The following is a 20,400-nucleotide window of genomic DNA, read 5'->3' on the forward strand; positions in this document are numbered from 1 at the left end:
TTTTCATCGCTCCTCTATTTTCGAAACTTCACACTGCAACTGTCCATCGGTCAAACGAACGTTTACCACATCGCCTTTGGATACTTGTTTGGTTGATTTAATTAACTCTTTTTCTTTATCGTATACTAAGCTGTAGCCTCTTTCCATTGTTTTTAATGGACTAAGCGTATGTAATTTTGACGTTGCCGTTGCAAATAAAAGCTGTTTTTGCTTTAGCAGCTGCTGCATCTCTTTTGTCAGCATTTTCGTCAGCTGCTGTTGACGCTCCGCTGCTTTCGTTAACTGATGCTGGGGGTGATTGCGCAACAAAGCGGCTGTTAGCTGCTCGGAGTTCGTCCGTTTATCTTCAATGTACCTTCTACCTTCACGATAAAAACGCTCCATCAACTGATCTAACTGCTGCTCTTTTTGCTCGACCAACTTTTGAGGATAACGAAAAGCATATGATTTTTGGGATCGTTCAAGCCTGCGGCTACTAGACTGAAGCATTTCTTTCATCGAACGAAGAAGACGGATATTTCGCTGAGTCAATCTTTCTGTAATTTCACTGATATGAGGCACAGCCAATTCCGCAGCACCCGTTGGAGTAGGAGCGCGAAGATCTGCTACAAAATCTGCAATTGTAAAATCGGTTTCATGTCCAACCGCTGAAATAACAGGAATAGTAGAAGTGAAAATTGCACGAGCAACGCTTTCTTCGTTAAAAGCCCAAAGCTCTTCAATTGACCCACCACCGCGGCCAACAATTAATACGTCTGCTTCTTTACGACGGTTTGCTTCTTCAATTGCCTTAATGATAGACGGTGCCGCATTCACTCCTTGAACAAGAGCGGGCATCACAATAATGTTCGCGTTATATCTGCGCTTTAATGTCGTAATAATATCACGTACGGCTGCTCCAGTTGGAGATGTAATAACACCTATTGTTGTTGGATACTTCGGCAGTTTTCGTTTCCTAGCAGGATCAAATAAGCCTTCTTTTTCCAGCTTTTTTTTCAGCTGTTCGTAGGCCAAGTATAAGTTTCCAACGCCATCAGGCTGCATTTCTTTTACGTACATTTGATAGTTTCCGCTTGGTTCATAAACCGAAATTTCAGCTCGAATGAGTACATTCATTCCTTCTTCAGGCTGAAAATTAAGCTGCCGGTTATGCCCAGCAAACATAACGGCTGCGATACGAGCATTTTGATCTTTCAAGGTGAAATACATATGTCCCCGACTATGACGTTTAAAGTTAGAAATTTCTCCTTTAATCCATACATCTTGCATGTGAGGGTCTACATCAAACTTGCGCTTAATGTATCGTGTAAGAGCCGTAACGGTTAGATAACGCACTTCACTCATCGTTTTGCCTCCTTTGCAGTCACCCTCTCCCCTTTATATAAAGGAGAGAAGCATTTTGGTCACTTGATTTGGCAAGATGAACCTTTATTTAGATAAAGTTGTTAACACTTTAGACAATACGCCATTGATAAACTTGCTTGATTGATCATCGCCAAACGTTTTCGCTAATTCAATCGCTTCATTTAACGTAACGCTCGTAGGAATTTCTTCTTCATACTTCATTTCGTATACGGCAATACGTAGGATAACGCGGTCTACAGTAGCTACACGATCTAACGTCCATTTTTCTAAATGATTGCGTAAAAGTTCATCAATTTCTTGCTGATGTTCAACCACACCTAGCACGAGACTTTCTAAAAATTGATCAGACTTTTCATTTTGTACAACATTTCCGATTGCCTCCATTGGCTCGGTCTGCCCTAAATCATGCTGAAATAGTGCTTGTAATGCTTTTTGGCGTGCTGTATGTCTTTTCATTATTTTTGCTCCTTTATTTATCTTCTTCAACTAGTATACCTAGATAATAGCATAGTTTATGAAACGATACTTCATTGTTCTTAGACGAAGTTTGTAGAACACGAAAAAGACCGTCTTTATGACGAGACAGTCTTTTTCACTTTACCATAGCTTGTGTTGAAAAGGAACAAGTAATCATACGTTATTCCATTTTAGCAACAGCCGTTAGGTCAACGTTTGTTTTATTCAACTTCTTCAATATCAGTTTTTTGCGTATCAAACTGAATCCCTACGATATGAATGTTTACTTCATCGAGATCAATAGCTGTCATATTTTTAAGGGCTTGACGAATGTTATCTTGTACTTGTTGCGCTACGTTTGGAATAGACACTCCAAACTTCATCATACAAAATACGTCTACTTTTATCCCGTTTTCTGTTAAGTCCACTTTTACACCTTTACCGTGGTTTTTCTTTCCTAGTTTCTCCACAACGCCAGCTGCAAAATTTCCTCTCATTGCAGAAACGCCTTCTACTTCAGAAGCAGCAATACCCGCAATGACTTCAATAACCTCAGGAGCAATTTCTACTTTGCCAAGAGAATTTGGGTGTTCTTCCATTTCTAATACATGATTTTCATTCATGTACAGCACCTCCTATAGTTTATATTATACTAAGAATTCATTACGTCATATAGCTCAAGAAACTTCGTGTTGAATTCACCGCTAACAAATTTTTCATGATTTAATAGTTTTTGGTGAAAAGGAATAGTGGTCGCCACGCCGTCGATAACAAATTCATCTAACGCGCGCTTCATTCGTTCAATAGCTTCCTCACGAGTTGGCGCATGAACGATCAATTTAGCCACCATTGAATCATAGTAAGGCGGGATTGCATAGCCCGGGTATGCAGCAGAGTCTACGCGCACTCCGTAGCCACCTGGCGGCAAGTACATTTGAATCGTACCTGGTGATGGCATAAAGTTTTTCTCTGGGTTTTCTGCGTTAATTCGGCACTCAATTGCCCATCCGTTAAATGTCACTTCTTCTTGCGTAAACGGTAAAGTTTCACCATTTGCCACTTTGATTTGTTCTTTAATTAAATCAACTCCTGTCACCATCTCTGTAACAGGGTGTTCTACTTGGATACGCGTATTCATTTCCATGAAGTAAAATTTGTTTTCACGGTAATCATAAATGAATTCCACCGTTCCGGCTCCTGTGTAATTAACGGCTTGAGCAGCTTTAACGGCAGCATCGCCCATTAATTCACGCGTTTTTTCGTCTAACGCTGGAGAAGGCGTTTCTTCAATTAATTTTTGAAGACGACGTTGAATCGAGCAATCACGCTCTCCTAAATGTACAGTATTCCCATGAGAATCAGCCAACACTTGGATCTCAACGTGACGGAAATCCTCAATGAACTTTTCAATGTACACACCAGGGTTACCGAAAGCTGTAGCAGCTTCTTGCTGTGTAATTGTAATACCTTTGATAAGCTCTTGTTCATTTTTCGCAACGCGGATTCCTTTTCCTCCGCCTCCTGCCGTTGCTTTAATAATAACAGGATAGCCAATATCATTAGCAATTGACATACCGTCTTCCACTGACTCTACAATTCCAGTTGAACCAGGGACAATTGGGACACCCGCTTCACGCATCGTTTCTCTCGCTACGTCTTTTGTTCCCATTTTGTTAATGGCTTCAGGACTTGGTCCTACAAATGTAACGTTACACTCTCTGCATAGCTCTGCAAAATCAGCGTTTTCAGCTAAAAAGCCGTATCCAGGGTGAATGGCGTCACAGCCCGTTAGCATCGCAACGCTCATAATGTTTGTAAAGTTTAAATAGCTGTCTTTAGATGACGTTGGTCCAATACAATACGCTTCGTCTGCTAATTGTACATGCAAAGAGTCACGATCAGCTTGAGAATGAACAGCTACTGATTCTACACCTAATTCTTTACACGCTCGAATAATTCGAACCGCAATTTCTCCTCGATTCGCAATTAATAGCTTTTTAATCATATTTACCGCTCCTTATTCAGGCTTTACTAAGAAAAGAGGTTGACCGTATTCTACAAGTTGTCCATTTTCAACTAATACGTCAACGATTTCACCTTTAACTTCTGCTTCGATTTCATTGAATAATTTCATTGCTTCTACGATACATACAACCGAATCTTTTTGTACTTTATCTCCAGGAGTTACGTATACATCTGATTCTGGCGATGATGACGCATAGAATGTCCCTACCATCGGAGATGTAATTTTATGTAAACTCTCATCAACCGCTGGGGCCGCTTGTTCTTCTTTTGGTTGAGCAGACTGTGCTGCTGGGGCTGGCGCTGGAGCCGCTGCTGCCTGCGGTGCAGGTGCTGCCACTTGTTCAGGTGCCGAAACCACTACTTGCTGCGCTTGTTTGGAAACAATTGCGTCTTTTTTCTTCATCTTGATTTTGGAGCCTTCGTGCTCATAGGTGAACTCCTCGATTGATGATTGATCAACTAGTTTAATGATCTCACGGATCTCTTGAATTTTTAACATATTGAACACTCCTACCTCATGAAAATAGAATTCTCTACAATGTTAATAATACGATAGATGGCTACAGCCATTCAATTCGTTTGGCAAACATTAAAAAGAAGTTCCACTTACTCTATAATAACTTTTTAGCGTTATCGTTTTATAAATGGAAACATAGCTTTACAGATGACAATACGTATGAAAACATTTGTCACCTAGTACTAATATAAGATTATGAAACCTATTATAACCGAAGTAAAAAAAGAAAGCCATGTTAAAATTTTTACCGTCTCGCTTAGATTTTAGTCATTTCATAAAAAAAGAAGTGTAAACAACCCCAATTTACGGCTGTTTCACACTTCTTTTATTCCCTTTATTTAGTTGGCTGAAACTCTACCGCTACTTCTTTTGGACCCATTTCTTTTTTGACTAGCTGAATGATTTGATTTGCTTTTGTTTTTGAGTGTTTTTCTGTCTTAACCGTAATTTGTACTTGCTTTCCGTCTGCTCTTACTAGCGCGTCACTGTATCCTTTTGCTTTAATTAATGTTTCCAGCGTGGCTTCTTTTTCCCCTAGCTTTGATAATTCATCAATTTTATCCATCGCCTTGCTTACTTCCGCAGGCGTCACATTTTTTGATGCCGCTACTTCTTGATACTCTTCTTTTAATTGACTTCTTTCATCATTTAATTCCAAACGAAGCGCCGTAAATAGCTCATCGCTGTCCGTGCTTGATACAACCGCTGATTCTTTTGCATTTTTAGCCGTTTCCTTCTTTACATCTTCTGATGAGCCTTCAGTTTTTGAATCTTCTTTTGTTCCTGATTTCTCATCTGTCTGTTGTTTTGTATCTTCTGCAGGAGCCTTGTCATCAGCTTGCTTTTCATTGTCTACTAACGCAACATTACTCTGAGGATTTTCTGGCGTTGTCATATAATACACCGATAACACAACCACTAAACTTAGCATTGTTAATAACCAAACCGTTTGCTTTTTTAATAACATATTCATTTCCCCCTCATCCTTTTTTCGCTAATACTGCTACTCTATGACTTGGTATATCGAGCGCTCTTGTCACGGCTTCAATAATAGATTTCTTTACCTCGATATTATCAGCTCCTTTAGCGACAACTAACACGCCTCTTACTTTTGGTTTTTCGGTTTTAACTACAACAGGCTTTTCTTGTTCTCCGCTTCTTACAATGACCAGCTGTTCGTCTGTTGAGGAATCTTCAACTTTACGAGTCCCTCCTTCACGGTCCGTTTCGTTGGTCGTTTGCGATTTTGTGACGCTGTTTTTTTCATATATTTTGGATTCTGTTGCATCTAGGTTCACAATTACTTTTACCTTACTTACGCCTCTAACTTGATCCAAAATATCTTTCAATTCTTCCTCATACCGCTCTTCATAACCTGTCATCGTTGTTGTCTTTTTAGAGCTAAAAGCGGGAACATCCTGTGATACCGGTGGTGCGCTGGTTTCTTTGCTTGCACTCTTTAGTAATCCGCCTGAATTCATAGATGTTGTGAGTGAGTTGCTAAATACCATAAAGATAACGCCTGCAGCTAGTAAAATGCCTATATACATTAACTTTGAAGGTTTCTTCGTAGTTGATGACTGTTTAAGTGAAAAGAACCGCTGAAAAAATGATGGGTCACCTTTTTCTGGCTTTTGACTCATTTCGTGTCTCCCTCCTCCATATTCACAACAACTTGGCCTTGTTTTACATCCCATTTTGCTGCTAAATAGTTGGATAATTTCTTGGATTCTGTTGGTTTGTTTGTTTCGATCGGTGTGGAGGTATCAATAGAAATAACTTTCACAGCTGAAACAACCTCGGAATCATCCGATGCTTTTTTACTTACGGCAACTGAAATGGATTTAATATTATCAGCGGTAGGTTCGTCGTTCGGCTTTTTTGTTTCAATGTGAATTCGATCAATTGCTACACCATACTGATCCATCAACTCCTCTTTTACATCTGTCTCCATTTGGACAGCCATTTGTTCTAAAATATATGCACGTTGTGAAGCTTGTATTTCTTTTTTCTGATTTTCTATTGAATTTTCTACCTGCTGATCGGATCGAATAGATGATAAGCTAAGTGATTTCAGCATTTGATTAACATCCACTTTGAAAATTTGAAAAACGGGTGTAATAATAATCAGCATTAAAAGAAGTCCAACCACCAGCTTTGTATATTTTTGAAAACTAGAATTGGGCAATAGTAAATTAATAATGGTAGCTAATAAGATAAAAAGAACGATATTAGTAATCCACGTCGTTAAGGCCTGCAATTTCTTCACCTCACCATCATTGTGACGTTGCTCGCTGTAATGATGACCGTTAAACATAAGAAAAACATAAGCGAGACAACCGCAAGCGCCGCGAAAATATAGATGACGCTTTTGCTGATAATGCTCAAGCAGGAAATAACCGGTCCTCCTCCAATAGGTTGAAGAAGAGCTGCTGCTAGCTTATAGATAAAAGCGAGCGTTAACACTTTAATAGCCGGAAACGCGACGATTAACAGTAAGACTGCTACTCCAGCAATCCCTACTGAATTCTTTAATAGAAGCGAGGCACTGATGACTGTATCAGCCGCATCTGTGAATACACGTCCTACAACAGGTATAAAGTTCCCTGTGACAAACTTTGCCGTTCGAATTGTAATACCGTCGGCAACAGCTGAGGTGGCCCCTTGAACGGACAGCACCCCTAAAAAAACAGTTAGGAATATTCCAAGCACGCCAATGCTTATATTTCTCAACAGCTGAGCAAGCTGTGTAACCTTATGTTCATCTGAAATCGTACTCACAATGCTAAGCAGTGCTGAAAGAAAAAGCAGCGGCATCACTACGTATTGAATAAGCAAACCGCTTGTGTTCATTAAAAACAAAATCATCGGATGAAAAAAGGCTGCCGATACAACTCCTCCTGATGATGCCATTAAGGCAAGCAGCAGCGGCACCAGAGCTAAAATGAATTTGGTCATGGTCTCAATCGCTCCCGTTGCATAAGAGATAGCAATTTGAAAACTATTAAGAGCAATGATGATCAAAACCATATATACAAGCGCATACGCTACTTTACTTACGGTTTGCTGATTAAACGCACTTTGGAGCGTTTGTAAAAACACGCTAAAAACCGTTAGCATAATGAGCGTACCGAGGAGCTTTCCATTCGCTAATACTTCATGAAATAAAAACTTTACAAGACCTCCTAGCCATTCTTTAAGAGAGAACTCTTTTTCTCCTTTTAAAAAATCGACTAAACTTCCCTTCTGACTCTCGGGTAAAAAGCCGCCGTATTGGGTAATAATATCGTCCCAAAACTGTTTGACTTCATCGATACCGAGCTTATCAATTTGTTCATTGACAAGTTCTTGCTGCTTCGGGGGTTCGGAAGCTTGTACATTTTCTGGAAAGAAAAAAAAGAGGAACAAAAGAAGAGCGAGTATATTCACTTTAAACGTCCACCGCTTCATTTCGTCACCTCATATTAAGTAAAATTAATTGGGCAGCATTGAAATAATCGTTTCAATAATGACCGTTAAAATAGGAATTGCCATGGAGAGAATCAGCACTTTTCCACCTAATTCAATTTTAGAAGCAATGGCACCCTGCCCTGCATCTTTCGTAATTTGAGCACCAAATTCGGCGATATAGGCGATACCAATAATTTTCAAAATGGTTTCCACATAAATCATGTTAACGTGGGCATTAATCGACAGCCGCTCGACCATCTTAATAATTTCGTAGATTTGATCAATTAAAAAAAGAAAGATCACGGATCCCACGAATACAACAAGTAAAAAAGCAATAGGTGATTTATGTTCTTTTAAAATAAGAGCCAAAAACGTAGCTACTAACCCTAAGCCCACAATTTGAAGCATTTCAATGGCAACTCACCCCTCTACCCTTGAAATAAAAAAACCGATTTGATTTTTTGAAATAAGTCCTCTACAATCGAAGCAACCATAAATAAAATATAAATAAAACCGATGAGGGTAACCCAGTTCGCGTAATCTTTTTTTCCCATCTGTTCGAGTACGGTGACTAAAAAAGCTACGACGATACCAATCCCAGCAATCTGAAAAATGGTGTTCATATCAATTCCCACATTCAATCCTCCTCTATCGCTACATCAATAGAATGACCAGTAGCAACCCAGATAGAAAGCCTAAACTTTTAACCATTTTTTCATAGCGATTCTGCTTATCAATTGCATCTTGTTCTTCGCGTTCAAGATGATTCAGCGTCAGTAAGATATGCTTTTGCTGCGAATAACGATCATGCTGACCAAGCGTTTCACCAAATTGTTTTAAGATTTCTAGTTCTCCCGTTTTAAGTGCGGTTTGTTTCCAAAATTGGTCCAACGTCTTTTCCCAAGCTTCCTTGACACTTTCAGTACCTTCTTTTAATTTCATTGAAAACTCATTAAATAAAGAAGCCAAAGGATTAGGAAGCTGTAGAGATAACAAATGAGCAACTTCTTGAAGAGGCCGATTGCTGTACATAATTTCTGCTTCTAACGACCTCAGAGCCGTTTTTAATTGCCTGAGCTGCCTAGGTCTTGCACTAAGCTGCTTTGCAAACTCAAACCCTGTGTAAGTGGAAGCAAATAAGATAAAGATGGCACCAAACAGTTTCATACACCATCACCCTTTACTATTTTCAATAAGCGACTTTTCAACGGACGTTTTCATGGAATTATAGTGCTCATCGTAGATAGCCTGAAGTGTTCCAGGACCTCGGCTGTTCGATAGCACAACATACCTTTTGAATACGTGAAGTTTCATTAAAGCTTGCAAAGTGGGACGCTTCATTAAATCGTCAATGTCATAGCCATGAACAGTCATAATGACACGAACGCCAGCATTAACCGCTTCAAGTACGGCCTTACAATCTTCTTCACTTCCCACTTCATCCACGATCAGCACATCGGGGCTCATGGAGCGAATCATCATCATCATGCCTTCAGCTTTCGGACAGCTGTCTAATAAATCCATTCTAGATCCGAATGTATGCTGAGGAACCCCTTTAACAGCCCCAGCAATTTCTGATCGTTCATCTACAATTCCCACTTTAAACGGAGGAATCTTAGAGCGCTCTATGCCAGTACTTATTACTCTGGCTAAATCGCGAATCATGGTTGTTTTTCCTGTTTGAGGAGGTCCTATAATGACCGTGCTTTGCCAATAGCGATTGTATAAAAAAGGAATAAGCTGATTCGAAATACCAATCTTTTGTTTAGCAATCCGGATATTAAAGGATGATACATCTCGAATCACACGAACCTGTCCATTTTCTGTTACAACTTTTCCCGCTAGCCCAACCCGGTGCCCGCCTTCAATGGTGACATATCCTTTTTTCAATTCTTCTTCAATCATATAAATTGAAAACTGGCTTAATTTATTTAAGATAAATAAAGCATCTTCTGCACTTGGAAGATACGATTCGAAATATGGCTGATTGTTGATTGTAAATTCGACAGGTCTTCCTATACGCACTCGAATTTCTTCTAGTACATGAGAATGGTTTGTAACATAAAATTCAACAGTCTTTTTTAAATTAGGCGGAAAGATTGCAAGTATTTCGTTTAACATATTCATCCCCTCATATTTGAACTCACTTCAATGTATTATAAGCTTGACCATTTTATGCCTACCTTTTATTTAAAAACACCGATTAAAATGAAGAGCACTCCTACTACAATCATGATTAATTTCCCAAAAGATAATTGATCGGCTACGGACACTAAACCTATGGTAAAAGAACTCACCATTACAATCGGACCAACAAGTGCTAACATTCCATTAATCATTAACGCTTTTTTCACATCATTGTTTGTGACAATTAAAATAGCGGCAATAAACTCAATAAATGAAGAAATAAATCGAAGGCACGCCATCGTTAATACCGTACCGTTTAAATGATCCAACCACTGCTTCATAAGCCCCTCCTATATCTCTGCGTTGTTTAGTACAACCTATGCAAAATAAGGAAGAGTTAGCACAAAAAAACATACAAAAAAGGCAGAGAATGATTCTCTGCCTTTTTTGTATGTTTGCAGCTTACTTACACGATCCAATTACGCGCGTGATACGTAGCTGCTGTCTGTTGTGTTGATAATTAATACGTCGCCTTCGTTTACGAAGAACGGAACGTTTACTGTTAAGCCAGTTTCCACAGTTGCTGGTTTTGTACCGCCAGAAGCTGTGTCACCTTTAATACCAGGTTCAGTTTCTGTTACTTTAAGCTCAACTGTGTTTGGAAGTTCAACACCTAATGTCTCACCTTGGTACATCATAATTGCTACTTCCATATTCTCTTTTAAGAATTTTAGCTCATATTCAATTGCACTTGCTGGAAGCTCTAATTGCTCATAAGACTGGTTGTCCATGAATACGTGCTGATCGCCGCTTGCATATAGATATTGCATTTTACGGTTATCAATTTGTGCTTTTCCTACTTTTTCACCTGCACGGAACGTTTTTTCTTGCACAGCTCCTGTACGAAGGTTACGTAGTTTTGAGCGAACGAATGCAGCGCCTTTACCAGGCTTTACGTGTTGGAAATCCATTACACGCCAAATACCTCCGTCTACTTCTACTGTCAAACCTGTACGAAAATCATTTACTGAAATCATGAAGAAATCCTCCTACATTTTATAAAATAATGAACTCTTTTGATGAGTGCGATAATGCCTCATTACCTTCTGCTGTGACGATCGTATCATCTTCAATACGAACGCCCCCTAAGTCTGGTATGTAAATACCTGGTTCAACGGTTACAATCATACCTGGCTGCAGTACATCTGTAGATTTCACAGAAAGTGATGGGCCTTCATGTACTTCTAACCCTACGCCGTGACCGGTCGAATGTCCAAAATACTGGCCGTATCCGTGTTCTGTAATATAATCACGCGTTAACGCATCTGCTTCTTTACCCGTCATACCCGCTTTGATGCCGCTCATTCCATTAAGCTGCGCTTGTAGTACGACATTATAAATTTCTTTTAGCTTATCACTTACTTCACCGACGGCAAATGTCCGTGTGATATCTGAACAGTAACCATTATAGTATGCGCCAAAATCAAGCGTTACAAGTTCCCCTTTTTCAATTACTTTTTCAGAAGCAACACCATGCGGTAAAGCCCCGCGATGCCCTGAAGCAACAATTGTATCAAAAGATGAAGATGTTGCGCCTTGTTTTCTCATAAAGAACTCCAGTTCATTAGATACTTGAAGCTCTGTTAAACCAGGACGAACAAAGGTTAAAATATGTTCATATGCTGCATCTGCTATTTTTGCAGCTTCCTTTAATATCTTAATCTCTGAGTCACTCTTTATCAAGCGTAAGTTTTCGATTGCGTGCGAGATTGGAACAAGTTCCGCGCCGATATGCTTATCAAATAATTGATGCTGTCCATATGTAACATAATTCTGTTCAAAACCAAGCTTTTTAATTCCAAATTGTTTCACTACATTCGCTACTTCTTCTACAATAGGACCCTTGTGCTGAACGATATCAAAACCTTCTGTTTGACTAGTTGCTTGTTCAACATAACGAAAATCTGTTACAAATGCCGCTTTGTCTTCAGAAATGATAACGACACCAGCAGATCCTGTGAAATTGGTCATATAGCGTCTGTTATATTCACTTGTAATTACAACACCATCCACATTCAACTTTGAAAACTGTTCGCGTAGTTTTTCGATTTTCATTTTATTTCCCCCTTAATTGTAAAAGTGCCTGCAGGGCAAGCTCGTATCCGTATAAACCTAACCCAACAATTTGACCATGTGTAACAGGTGCCGTCACCGAATGGTGGCGAAACTCTTCACGCTTATGTACGTTCGAAATATGCACTTCAATAACAGGAACAGATATACTGGCAATCGCATCTCGAATGGCATAACTGTAGTGAGTAAAAGCACCAGGATTGATCATAATTCCATCAAATTTCTCATCCGCTTCATGAATCCAGTCGATAATTACACCTTCGTGATTAGACTGTACGCACTCAACTTCTACCCCATGGTCTCTGCCTGCTCGCTGAAGCTTCTCTTCAAGATTTTGAAGATTATCTGTCCCATATACCGCTGGTTCGCGTACGCCTAAACGATTTAAATTAGGACCGTTTATTACTAAAATCTTATTCATCTTAATTCAACACTCTCCCCTACTACGAACCCTTTATGCAGCTCACTTATGTGAATTTGCACTTTATTTTTCTTTTTAAATCATTATATAGAATATATTAGCATACGTTGGAACATTCACACTACTTATTCGCCGTTTGAAAATCTGTAGATTCATCTTTTGTTTGAAGCTCTGCAGCTTCAAAAGAAATGGAATATCCGATGAATACACCATATAAAATATAAATACAGAGGGATGAAATAATCGTGTTAGCTGGAAGCTCTCCAATTGTTTTTAAGTTAGGAAAGAGCGGATTCAAAACAACGAATACAATTGCCCACCATAATAAGCCGTAAGCAAAACCTATCCAAATTGTTTTAAACTTCTTTAATAGGACGTAGTATAACAACCCGACAACAATAGATAATACCCCTATAAGAAAAATACTGACGATAACACCTATTCCTTTATCCTTCCAGTCACCTAACGCCCATGGATCTAAAAGCATATTTGGATTGATAACACTAAAGCTGAACAGATAATTTAAATAGCCAATAAAGCTCCAGAAAACCCCTCCAAAAAAGGAAATAAAGATGGCTTTAAATAAAAAAGACATTTCCTGTTTATGCGTAGGGTGGTTATCCTGTTTTTTTTCATGCTGTTCTTTAGGTTCTGACATATTAATCACCTCTTGATGTAGTATGAACTTTTTTCTCATTTCCTACTGACTCATTTCTAAGTTTTTACGTTTATTACTCTTCCTATACGCAAGAAGGGAGCCTGATATCAAAGAGACATTTTTAAATTACTTCGCACAGAGTTTCATAAACAAATTTTATAAGTGAAAGGAAAAAAATTCATAACAAGGGTGTGGAGATGAAAAATATTGGCTAAACTAGATAACATGCATCCGCCTAGAGGTTTATTTGATTTTGCTGTAGAATATAAAATACTAAGAAGTCTAGTCTAGTTAAGTTAGGTTGGTGCCTGAAATGTCTAAATTACAAAAACCTGCGTATGGTGGTCAAGCCGTTATAGAAGGTGTCATGTTCGGTGGCAAACGTATGATGGTGACGGCTATTCGCCGCAAAGATCAATCTATTGATTATTTTCATTCAAAAAGAAAATCAAATTCCGTACTCACTGGTTTTAAAAAAATTCCTTTTTTACGAGGGATTGCTGCTATTGTTGAAGCCAGTGCAAACGGTACGCAGCACTTGAACTTTTCCTCTGAACGCTATGACGTGAATCCAGAAGATGATGCTCAAGTAGCAGCAGAACAACAAAAAGAGAAAAAAGAATCAAAACTATCTTTAATATTTGGCGTTGCAACTATTGGTGTAATATCCTTTCTTTTCGGGAAAGTACTATTTACATTGATTCCTGTGTTTTTAGCACAATTGACACGTCCTGTTTTCACTTCAAGTGTAGCTCAGGTTTTTATTGAAGGAGTATTTAAACTATTATTGCTTCTTGGCTATATTTATGTGATTTCACAAACGCCACTTATTAAACGGGTGTTTCAATATCATGGAGCAGAACACAAGGTCATTAATGCATATGAAAACAATGCTGAACTTACGGTAGAAGCCGTGCAAGCACAGTCTCGACTTCATTATCGCTGCGGAAGTAGCTTTATCCTCTTTACCGTAGTTGTAGGAATGTTTGTCTACCTACTTGTTCCAACGGATCCTCTTTGGTTACGAATTGTGGATCGCCTTGCATTAATTCCAGTTGTCCTTGGTTTATCATTTGAAGTGTTACAGTTAACCAATAAAGTTCGTCATGTCCCTCTTCTTCGCTTTTTAGGTTATCCCGGTTTATGGCTTCAGCTTTTAACAACCAAAGAACCAAAAGATGATCAAGTTGAAGTTGCGATTGCTTCATTTAAAGAACTTTTACGCGTTGAAAATGAACTTTCTTCTACCACTGACGAACAAGTTGTCTAATCCACACCGTTTTGCTTTCTTTTTTTACTATTTTAGGAGGTGAACAAAATGAGACGTCCATTCGTGAAACCACTTGTATATGGTCTAATCGGGTTAGGAGTCATTGGCTTTGCATTTACGTTGATTACAGATCCAGCTGTTTTATTACGTCAAGCAGGTTATATTTTTCTGTTTATCATTTTGTTTTACTTAGTTTATCGGTTTATTCTCCGCCCTTCTCAGACAAAAGGTCAAGATAGAGGCTATGTGCGCGCAGTAAAACAATCAAAACTGCGTCAAAAAGAAAAAGAGCGAGGAAGCAACAAAGTTGATATGCATACGTACCGAAGCTCAAATAAGCGCCCGGTATCCAAATCAACGAAACCGCTAAAGAAAAAGAAAAACAACTCACACTTGACCGTCATCGAAGGTAAAAAAGGAAAAAAGAAAAATAGAGCATTCTTTTAAAAAAACAAGGAGAAAAGCCTCCTTGTTTTTTTAATAGCACCATTTTTTCAAAAATGCCCTTGTACGCTTTTTTCCAAACGCAATCAGCTCCTCCTTCCGTTCTTCTGTGAGGGTAAATTCTGTCGCAAAAACTTGATTAACAGGTAAAAAGATAATATTTTTTTCGTGACGTTTTGAAATATGCCTTGCATCGTGCGCATCTTTCATCGTCTCAAAAAGCGCGCTGAATAAACCAACGGCATTTTTAATTTTATTCCGTTCCCTTTCTTCGTCCTTCGGGCTCAGCTTCACACCAATTACCGGTCGCTTCTTAAGACTTTTATCATCATCAAACAGAAAAATTGGAAAGTTGCTTAACACGCCCCCGTCGACTATTAAACTGCTTGGGGTAGATTTTAATTTAACCGGCTCAAAAAAATATGGAATGCTGCAGCTCATTCGAACGGCTCTTGCTACAGAAAAGCGATTCGGGTCGATTTGATATTTAGGCAAATCATCTGGAAGAACAAGCATCGTACTGTTGGTCAAGTCTGACGCAATAATACGCAGCGACTGATCAGGCAAATCAGCAAATGTACGAATTCCTCTGCTCCGCAATTTCTCAGCAATCCACTTTTCAAGCCTTTCTCCTTTATACAATCCCATTTTCCAATATAAAAACAGCCACTTTGTCAAGCTCGATGGTAAAAAAGACATTCTTTGATCTAAAAAAGACGATAACTCAATTTCATTCATCATTTCAACAATTTCTTCACTTGTATAACCGGCTGCTACAAATGCACAAATAATGGAACCCGCACTCGTTCCGGCTAACCGCCGAAAGATCAAGCCTTTTTCTTCTAGAGCTTGTAACGCGCCAATCAGTGCAAGCCCTTTAATACCGCCACCTGAAAACACTCCGTCGACGTACACAGCCTCTCCTCCAAACTACCCACTCTACATTTGTAGTCGACTCAGCAACAAGTTATGATAAAAAGAAAAAAAGCAGTGACGCTATTGGCCGCTGCTTTTTTCTTATAATTTTTGCTCTTCTTCATTTCGTTTTTGTACATTGCGAAGATCTTGAATACGGTTATGATTTTCTTCAAAGTATTGAACCAAATCTCCAATTCGATCAATGGAATTCCAGCTTAAATGATGTTCAATTCCTTCTACGTCATCATAAATATTTTTCTCATCTACGCCAATGATGCGCAGCAGCTGCTCTAAAAGCTCGTGGCGATAAACAAGACGTTTTCCAATCTTCTGCCCCTTAGCTGTTAAAACAAGGCCTCGATATTTTTCATAAATTAAGTACTCATCTTTGTCTAGCTTTTGAACCATCTTCGTTACAGATGAGGGGTGAACCGCCAATGCATCAGCAATATCAGACACTCGAGCGTATCCTTTATCTTCAATTAGCATATATATTTGTTCAATATAATCTTCCATACTCGGTGTAGGCATGAAATCTCCCCCAATTAATATTATGTATTGCTAATAATAAGTCATAAATGTCTGTTTCTTATAGTGATATCGTGTTCATGTTTGATAATCTATGTGAAAAAAACGTGTAAATAAAGCGATGTCATAAGATAAAACTGGATAAAAGACATTCAATTAAAATCATACTACAATGCTTATTCAAATACAAGAACCGTTCGATCCCGCTTCTTATTTATGCCCCATTTTTATACATAATAAAAGCTGACTCGTTTGAGTCAGCTTTTACTAGTCAATCATGTTCAAAATTAAAGGCCGCATTTCAGCTGTGCACCACAGTTTGTACATGTGTTGCATCCGCCCATTTCTTCTACCGTTCCTTGACGGCAAACCGGACAAGTATTACCTACTTCAGAACCGATTGTTACATCAGTTGAACGAATTTCATTAATTGTATCAACTAACACAACGTGCGGTTTCGTTTCTTCTTTTGGCGCTTCAATTTCTTCATCAAACGTATTTTCTTCTGCTTTTAGCGTTAAGACTTGTGCATCACGGCTGCCGTCTACGTACACCGTACCGCCTTTTGCTCCGCCTTTATACAGACGCTCGTACACTTTTTGAACTTGCTCTACTGTGTAACCGCGAGGAGCGTTTACTGTTTTACTAATTGAACTGTCAATCCAGCGCTGAATCACACATTGCACGTCCGCGTGAGCTTGTGGTGCAAGTTCCATAGCTGAAATGAACCATTCAGGAAGATTGTTTGGATCTGCTTCTGGATGCTGATCTAAATACTCTTGAACGATATCAGCTTTTACTTCAATAAATTTACCTAAACGGCCGCTTCGGAAGTATGAGAATGAGAAATAAGGTTCAAGACCCGTTGATACTCCAACCATTGTTCCAGTACTGCCTGTTGGCGCTACTGTTAATAAATGAGAGTTTCGGATACCGTTCTCTTTAATGTTTTGACGAATATCTTCAGGCATTTTTTTCATGAAGCCTGTATTTGTAAATGCTTCACGTAAAGAAGCCGTTTCAGCATCTGTTTCACCCACTAAGAACGGGAAGCTTCCTTTTTCTTTTCCAAGCTCTACAGACGCGCGGTAAGCCGTCGTTGCAATTGTTTCAAACACTTTATCTACTAACTCATTGCCTTTGTCAGAGCCGTACTCTGTCTCACAATAAATAAGAAGATCGTGAAGACCCATTACACCAAGGCCAACGCGGCGTTCGCCAAGCGCTTGCTTTTGGTTTTCTTCTAAGAAATAAGGAGTTGCATCAATAACGTTATCTTGCATTCTAACGCCTGTTTCAACCGTTTGACGTAACTTTTCAAAATTAACAGTTTTCGTTTCTTTATCTGCCATTTGCGCTAAGTTAACAGCAGCTAAGTTGCAGACAGAGAATGGTGCAAGTGGTTGTTCACCACATGGATTTGTTGCAACAACGTGCTGACCATATGCTTGAGCATTTGTCATGTCATTAGCATTGTCGAAGAAGAAAATGCCTGGTTCAGCTGAGTACGTTGCACAGATGTTAATTAAGTTCCATAGCTCTTTTGCACGGATAGTACGGTACGTACGAACTTTGTTTCCTTGTTTTGCCCATTCGCGCACGTCGCCTACTTCGTGCCAGTTTTCATTGTAGTTAGCCATTTCTTCTTTTGAATAGCTTTCTACGTCTGGGAAGCGAAGTTCGTATTCTCCATCGTTTTCAACAGCATCCATGAAATCTTTTGTTAAGCATACAGAAATGTTTGCTCCTGTTAAAAACTCTGAGTTATGAACGCTGTACGTTCCGCCTGTTTGCAGCTTTTCTTCTGCATCTTTGATGATTTTTTCACTGAATCCACCAAGACCAGGAATTTGTTTATAGTTAATGATTCCTTGATACATCGCTTCTTCAGACTCTGTTAGCGGCGTGAACTTCAATTTATCTTGCGCATGTTTTTTAATCATTTCGTCATTTGTGTTTTCAATTAAGAAACGTAAAATGCGAGGATTTTGCATTTTAGAAATAATAAACTCTACAATGTCAGGATGCCAGTCGGCAAGCATGATCATTTGGGCGCCCCTGCGCGACCCACCTTGTTCAACAAGATGCGTCAGTTTAGCAATATCATCTAACCATGAAACCGAACCAGATGATTTGCCGTTTACACCGCGAGCCAGCGTGTTGCGCGGGCGAAGAGTTGAACCATTCGTTCCAACACCGCCTCCACGGCTCATAATTTCCATTACTTGTTTGCGGTGTTCTGAAATACCTTCACGTGAATCTTTTACATAAGGCATTACATAACAGTTGAAGTACGTTACGTCCGTATCAGCACCTGCACCGTAAAGAACGCGGCCAGCTGGTACAAAGTTTAGCTGAACAAGCTCTTGATAGAACTTTTCAAACCACTCTTTGCGCTTTTCTTCTGTTCTTTCCACAGAAGCTAAGCCTGTTGCATTACGTTTTGCAATTTGCTCATAAAAGACTTCTAGAGGTTTTTCAATGACATCTAAAGAACGAGTAATTAATCCGTTTTCTGCTTCTTCAGGCGATAAAGCTCCTCTAAACTCATCTTCTACCTTGACAACAGCGGTTTTTTGCTCAAAATTAATGCTTTCCACATAGCCAAGTCCTCGTGCTGGAAATTTTGGATCTTCCTTTACGGTTAGAACAACAAAATCTCCTTCTGATAACGTTAATTTTTCCGTATCCTTAAACGCATAGCGGTCTAACATTACCAATCTTGAAACACCTTTATGAGTCAACTTCATATCCGGTGTAATCGGATGTACTTGCGGAAAGCGTTCAATATCTGAATTGAGCTTTTCAACATTCATATTCACTTTTTGATTTAACAAAACAGTCATTCTCACAACTCCTTACCTATCGAACATCTATAAATTTATTAACTCTATTTCCTTTTAAAGGAAATAGAGTTTTTCAATCAACTATCAATAACTTACCACACGGCTTGGACGAATTCAATATATAGTATTTGACACTTCTCCAAACATCTACATATAGAAGGGTGTCAAGTGAAATATTTTTTTTTTCGTAAAAAAAGTGTTTGACTTTTCTTCTCTATGTATTCTATTAGCCAAGCATTGTTTCTAAAAATCCCAATAAAAAGTGCAACTTATAAGAAGTTGCACTTTTATCTATTTCCCATGGGCATCCGTTTAGCGCTTAAAGTTCCATTCATCCGATCCGTACTTTGTGCGCGCTAGTTCTTCTACATATGCTTCCTCTTCTTCAGACAGTGTATACGGTTCTAAATCGATATCAAGAGCAGAAGCAAATCCTTTATAAAACGCTTCTTTTGCTTCTTCAATAGAGATTTTGCGGCCCGCAATTGCATTGATGGCTACCGCTTTGGAACGAAATGCGCGCTGCATTCTTTCTTTCACACGATCATTTGGATAATTAAACACGCTGAATAATTTATCTTCATCAATCTCTAACAGAATAGAGCCGTGCTGTAGAATAACTCCTTTTTGTCTAGTTTGGGCACTCCCAGCAATTTTGCGGCCCTCTACAACTAGTTCATACCAAGAAGGAGCATCAAAGCACACGGACGAACGAGGGTTTTTTAAGCTATTTTTTTCTTCTTCTGAACGAGGAATAGCAAAATAAGCCTCGAGCCCTAACGAACGAAATCCTTCCAGTAAACCTTCAGAGATTACGCGATATGCCTCTGTAACTGTCTTAGGCATGTTAGGATACTCTTCAGATACAATTACGCTGTAAGTAAGCTCTTCATCATGAAGCACGCCCCTGCCGCCCGTTGGACGTCTTACAAAGCCCAGTCCTAATTCTTTTACTTTATCAAAGTTAATTTCTTTTTCAGCTTTTTGAAAATAACCGATTGACAGCGTTGGAGGGTTCCATCCGTAAAAACGAATCGTAGGTGGAATTTCTCCTTTACTATGCCATTCTAATAACGCTTCATCTAACGCCATATTGTAATAAGGCGAACGGTTGTTGGAATCAATAAATCTCCACTTTGCTTTCATCTACCTCATCCTCAGCTATATGTAATATAAAAAATAAATCCGTTTTTTAGTCTACCAAAAGATTGAGCTAAGGAAAAGCAAAGAGCAACATAAAAC

The 20,400-nt window shown here is 39.0% G+C and carries 24 protein-coding genes; 2 read left to right on the forward strand and 22 right to left on the reverse strand.

The features are described from left to right. Positions 1 to 3: 3 nt before the first annotated feature. The 18 genes from xseA to AC1D0Y_RS03525 all read right to left on the reverse strand — a co-directional run bounded on the left by xseA (position 4) and on the right by AC1D0Y_RS03525 (position 13,152). Positions 4 to 1,344 (reverse strand): exodeoxyribonuclease VII large subunit, encoded by a 1,341-nt coding sequence (gene xseA, locus AC1D0Y_RS03440; RefSeq protein ID WP_060746986.1) that lies wholly within the window; start codon positions 1,342 to 1,344, stop codon positions 4 to 6. 84 nt (positions 1,345 to 1,428) lie between these two features. Then, on the reverse strand, positions 1,429 to 1,821 hold the full coding sequence (nusB, locus tag AC1D0Y_RS03445; protein ID WP_013059142.1) for a transcription antitermination factor NusB: 393 nt from the start codon (positions 1,819 to 1,821) through the stop codon (positions 1,429 to 1,431). Positions 1,822 to 2,042: 221 nt separating this feature from the next. Beyond that, positions 2,043 to 2,444, reverse strand: coding sequence for an Asp23/Gls24 family envelope stress response protein (locus AC1D0Y_RS03450; protein ID WP_013059143.1), 402 nt, complete (start codon positions 2,442 to 2,444; stop codon positions 2,043 to 2,045). A 29-nt stretch (positions 2,445 to 2,473) separates the two neighbouring features. Further along, positions 2,474 to 3,826 (reverse strand): acetyl-CoA carboxylase biotin carboxylase subunit, encoded by a 1,353-nt coding sequence (accC, locus tag AC1D0Y_RS03455; RefSeq protein ID WP_013084993.1) that lies wholly within the window; start codon positions 3,824 to 3,826, stop codon positions 2,474 to 2,476. A 12-nt stretch (positions 3,827 to 3,838) separates the two neighbouring features. Then, positions 3,839 to 4,345 (reverse strand): acetyl-CoA carboxylase biotin carboxyl carrier protein, encoded by a 507-nt coding sequence (gene accB / locus AC1D0Y_RS03460; RefSeq protein ID WP_028410660.1) that lies wholly within the window; start codon positions 4,343 to 4,345, stop codon positions 3,839 to 3,841. 352 nt (positions 4,346 to 4,697) lie between these two features. Further along, positions 4,698 to 5,330 (reverse strand): SpoIIIAH-like family protein, encoded by a 633-nt coding sequence (locus AC1D0Y_RS03465; RefSeq protein WP_477707369.1) that lies wholly within the window; start codon positions 5,328 to 5,330, stop codon positions 4,698 to 4,700. Between the two features lie 13 nt (positions 5,331 to 5,343). Continuing rightward, positions 5,344 to 6,006 (reverse strand): stage III sporulation protein AG, encoded by a 663-nt coding sequence (spoIIIAG, locus tag AC1D0Y_RS03470; RefSeq protein WP_013084996.1) that lies wholly within the window; start codon positions 6,004 to 6,006, stop codon positions 5,344 to 5,346. Continuing rightward, entirely contained in the window at positions 6,003 to 6,623 is a 621-nt protein-coding gene (gene spoIIIAF / locus AC1D0Y_RS03475) for a stage III sporulation protein AF (RefSeq protein ID WP_028410657.1), read from the reverse strand. Before spoIIIAF ends, spoIIIAG begins: the two co-directional genes overlap by 4 nt. A 5-nt stretch (positions 6,624 to 6,628) precedes the next feature. Next, a complete protein-coding gene (spoIIIAE, locus tag AC1D0Y_RS03480; protein WP_013059149.1) occupies positions 6,629 to 7,813 on the reverse strand; it encodes a stage III sporulation protein AE in 1,185 nt (394 codons plus the stop codon). A gap of 24 nt (positions 7,814 to 7,837) precedes the next feature. Further along, complete coding sequence (spoIIIAD, locus tag AC1D0Y_RS03485; RefSeq protein ID WP_013059150.1) at positions 7,838 to 8,221, reverse strand: stage III sporulation protein AD; 384 nt, start codon at positions 8,219 to 8,221, stop codon at positions 7,838 to 7,840. A gap of 20 nt (positions 8,222 to 8,241) precedes the next feature. Further along, positions 8,242 to 8,448, reverse strand: coding sequence for a stage III sporulation protein AC (spoIIIAC, locus tag AC1D0Y_RS03490; protein ID WP_013059151.1), 207 nt, complete (start codon positions 8,446 to 8,448; stop codon positions 8,242 to 8,244). Positions 8,449 to 8,467: 19 nt separating this feature from the next. Then, on the reverse strand, positions 8,468 to 8,980 hold the full coding sequence (spoIIIAB, locus tag AC1D0Y_RS03495) for a stage III sporulation protein SpoIIIAB (RefSeq protein ID WP_028410656.1): 513 nt from the start codon (positions 8,978 to 8,980) through the stop codon (positions 8,468 to 8,470). Between the two features lie 6 nt (positions 8,981 to 8,986). Continuing rightward, positions 8,987 to 9,934 carry a stage III sporulation protein AA gene (gene spoIIIAA / locus AC1D0Y_RS03500; RefSeq protein ID WP_060746984.1) on the reverse strand — a complete coding sequence of 316 codons (948 nt, stop codon included), beginning with the start codon at positions 9,932 to 9,934 and terminating at the stop codon, positions 8,987 to 8,989. Between the two features lie 65 nt (positions 9,935 to 9,999). Further along, positions 10,000 to 10,281 carry a YqhV family protein gene (locus tag AC1D0Y_RS03505; RefSeq protein ID WP_013059154.1) on the reverse strand — a complete coding sequence of 94 codons (282 nt, stop codon included), beginning with the start codon at positions 10,279 to 10,281 and terminating at the stop codon, positions 10,000 to 10,002. A 138-nt stretch (positions 10,282 to 10,419) separates the two neighbouring features. Continuing rightward, positions 10,420 to 10,977, reverse strand: a complete 558-nt coding sequence (efp, locus tag AC1D0Y_RS03510) for an elongation factor P (RefSeq protein WP_013059155.1) — start codon at positions 10,975 to 10,977, stop codon at positions 10,420 to 10,422. A 19-nt stretch (positions 10,978 to 10,996) separates the two neighbouring features. After that, a complete protein-coding gene (locus AC1D0Y_RS03515; RefSeq protein ID WP_028410654.1) occupies positions 10,997 to 12,055 on the reverse strand; it encodes a M24 family metallopeptidase in 1,059 nt (352 codons plus the stop codon). A 1-nt stretch (position 12,056) separates the two neighbouring features. Beyond that, positions 12,057 to 12,494: a type II 3-dehydroquinate dehydratase gene (gene aroQ, locus AC1D0Y_RS03520; RefSeq protein WP_013059157.1), complete on the reverse strand. Its 438-nt coding sequence runs from the start codon at positions 12,492 to 12,494 to the stop codon at positions 12,057 to 12,059. A 121-nt stretch (positions 12,495 to 12,615) separates the two neighbouring features. Beyond that, positions 12,616 to 13,152, reverse strand: coding sequence for a YqhR family membrane protein (locus AC1D0Y_RS03525; RefSeq protein WP_060746982.1), 537 nt, complete (start codon positions 13,150 to 13,152; stop codon positions 12,616 to 12,618). 313 nt (positions 13,153 to 13,465) lie between these two features. Here AC1D0Y_RS03525 and AC1D0Y_RS03530 point away from each other — a divergent pair, with 313 nt between their 5' ends. Continuing rightward, on the forward strand, positions 13,466 to 14,422 hold the full coding sequence (locus tag AC1D0Y_RS03530; protein WP_098331862.1) for a DUF1385 domain-containing protein: 957 nt from the start codon (positions 13,466 to 13,468) through the stop codon (positions 14,420 to 14,422). Between the two features lie 48 nt (positions 14,423 to 14,470). Continuing rightward, on the forward strand, positions 14,471 to 14,869 hold the full coding sequence (locus AC1D0Y_RS03535; protein ID WP_013059160.1) for an SA1362 family protein: 399 nt from the start codon (positions 14,471 to 14,473) through the stop codon (positions 14,867 to 14,869). A 30-nt stretch (positions 14,870 to 14,899) separates the two neighbouring features. Here the strand turns inward: AC1D0Y_RS03535 and AC1D0Y_RS03540 are convergent, their stop codons facing one another. From AC1D0Y_RS03540 to AC1D0Y_RS03555, 4 genes are all read right to left on the reverse strand, one after another. After that, positions 14,900 to 15,781, reverse strand: coding sequence for a patatin-like phospholipase family protein (locus tag AC1D0Y_RS03540; protein WP_016765549.1), 882 nt, complete (start codon positions 15,779 to 15,781; stop codon positions 14,900 to 14,902). A 102-nt stretch (positions 15,782 to 15,883) separates the two neighbouring features. Continuing rightward, positions 15,884 to 16,315, reverse strand: a complete 432-nt coding sequence (gene mntR / locus AC1D0Y_RS03545; RefSeq protein ID WP_013085004.1) for a transcriptional regulator MntR — start codon at positions 16,313 to 16,315, stop codon at positions 15,884 to 15,886. Between the two features lie 284 nt (positions 16,316 to 16,599). After that, the gene (locus AC1D0Y_RS03550; RefSeq protein ID WP_477707340.1) at positions 16,600 to 19,158 is read right to left on the reverse strand and encodes a vitamin B12-dependent ribonucleotide reductase; all 2,559 of its coding nucleotides are present in this window, start codon (positions 19,156 to 19,158) and stop codon (positions 16,600 to 16,602) included. A gap of 312 nt (positions 19,159 to 19,470) precedes the next feature. After that, positions 19,471 to 20,304 carry a lipoate--protein ligase family protein gene (locus AC1D0Y_RS03555; protein WP_013085005.1) on the reverse strand — a complete coding sequence of 278 codons (834 nt, stop codon included), beginning with the start codon at positions 20,302 to 20,304 and terminating at the stop codon, positions 19,471 to 19,473. Positions 20,305 to 20,400: the final 96 nt, after the last annotated feature.

The sequence above is a fragment of the Priestia sp. P1_B12_1 genome (assembly GCF_056406695.1).

What these genes read in the sequence shown, in the direction of transcription:
- spoIIIAG (WP_013084996.1), bottom strand. Translation starts at nt 6,006, where the DNA reads ATGAGTCAAAAGCCAGAAAAAGGTGACCCATCATTTTTTCAGCGGTTC.
- nusB (WP_013059142.1), bottom strand. Translation starts at nt 1,821, where the DNA reads ATGAAAAGACATACAGCACGCCAAAAAGCATTACAAGCACTATTTCAG.
- spoIIIAA (WP_060746984.1), bottom strand. Translation starts at nt 9,934, where the DNA reads ATGTTAAACGAAATACTTGCAATCTTTCCGCCTAATTTAAAAAAGACT.
- AC1D0Y_RS03505 (WP_013059154.1), bottom strand. Translation starts at nt 10,281, where the DNA reads ATGAAGCAGTGGTTGGATCATTTAAACGGTACGGTATTAACGATGGCG.
- spoIIIAB (WP_028410656.1), bottom strand. Translation starts at nt 8,980, where the DNA reads ATGAAACTGTTTGGTGCCATCTTTATCTTATTTGCTTCCACTTACACA.
- AC1D0Y_RS03535 (WP_013059160.1), top strand. Translation starts at nt 14,471, where the DNA reads ATGAGACGTCCATTCGTGAAACCACTTGTATATGGTCTAATCGGGTTA.
- efp (WP_013059155.1), bottom strand. Translation starts at nt 10,977, where the DNA reads ATGATTTCAGTAAATGATTTTCGTACAGGTTTGACAGTAGAAGTAGAC.
- AC1D0Y_RS03525 (WP_060746982.1), bottom strand. Translation starts at nt 13,152, where the DNA reads ATGTCAGAACCTAAAGAACAGCATGAAAAAAAACAGGATAACCACCCT.
- accB (WP_028410660.1), bottom strand. Translation starts at nt 4,345, where the DNA reads ATGTTAAAAATTCAAGAGATCCGTGAGATCATTAAACTAGTTGATCAA.
- AC1D0Y_RS03550 (WP_477707340.1), bottom strand. Translation starts at nt 19,158, where the DNA reads ATGACTGTTTTGTTAAATCAAAAAGTGAATATGAATGTTGAAAAGCTC.
- AC1D0Y_RS03555 (WP_013085005.1), bottom strand. Translation starts at nt 20,304, where the DNA reads ATGAAAGCAAAGTGGAGATTTATTGATTCCAACAACCGTTCGCCTTAT.
- mntR (WP_013085004.1), bottom strand. Translation starts at nt 16,315, where the DNA reads ATGCCTACACCGAGTATGGAAGATTATATTGAACAAATATATATGCTA.
- xseA (WP_060746986.1), bottom strand. Translation starts at nt 1,344, where the DNA reads ATGAGTGAAGTGCGTTATCTAACCGTTACGGCTCTTACACGATACATT.
- AC1D0Y_RS03450 (WP_013059143.1), bottom strand. Translation starts at nt 2,444, where the DNA reads ATGAATGAAAATCATGTATTAGAAATGGAAGAACACCCAAATTCTCTT.
- AC1D0Y_RS03530 (WP_098331862.1), top strand. Translation starts at nt 13,466, where the DNA reads ATGTCTAAATTACAAAAACCTGCGTATGGTGGTCAAGCCGTTATAGAA.
- aroQ (WP_013059157.1), bottom strand. Translation starts at nt 12,494, where the DNA reads ATGAATAAGATTTTAGTAATAAACGGTCCTAATTTAAATCGTTTAGGC.
- accC (WP_013084993.1), bottom strand. Translation starts at nt 3,826, where the DNA reads ATGATTAAAAAGCTATTAATTGCGAATCGAGGAGAAATTGCGGTTCGA.
- spoIIIAE (WP_013059149.1), bottom strand. Translation starts at nt 7,813, where the DNA reads ATGAAGCGGTGGACGTTTAAAGTGAATATACTCGCTCTTCTTTTGTTC.
- AC1D0Y_RS03515 (WP_028410654.1), bottom strand. Translation starts at nt 12,055, where the DNA reads ATGAAAATCGAAAAACTACGCGAACAGTTTTCAAAGTTGAATGTGGAT.
- spoIIIAD (WP_013059150.1), bottom strand. Translation starts at nt 8,221, where the DNA reads ATGCTTCAAATTGTGGGCTTAGGGTTAGTAGCTACGTTTTTGGCTCTT.
- AC1D0Y_RS03465 (WP_477707369.1), bottom strand. Translation starts at nt 5,330, where the DNA reads ATGTTATTAAAAAAGCAAACGGTTTGGTTATTAACAATGCTAAGTTTA.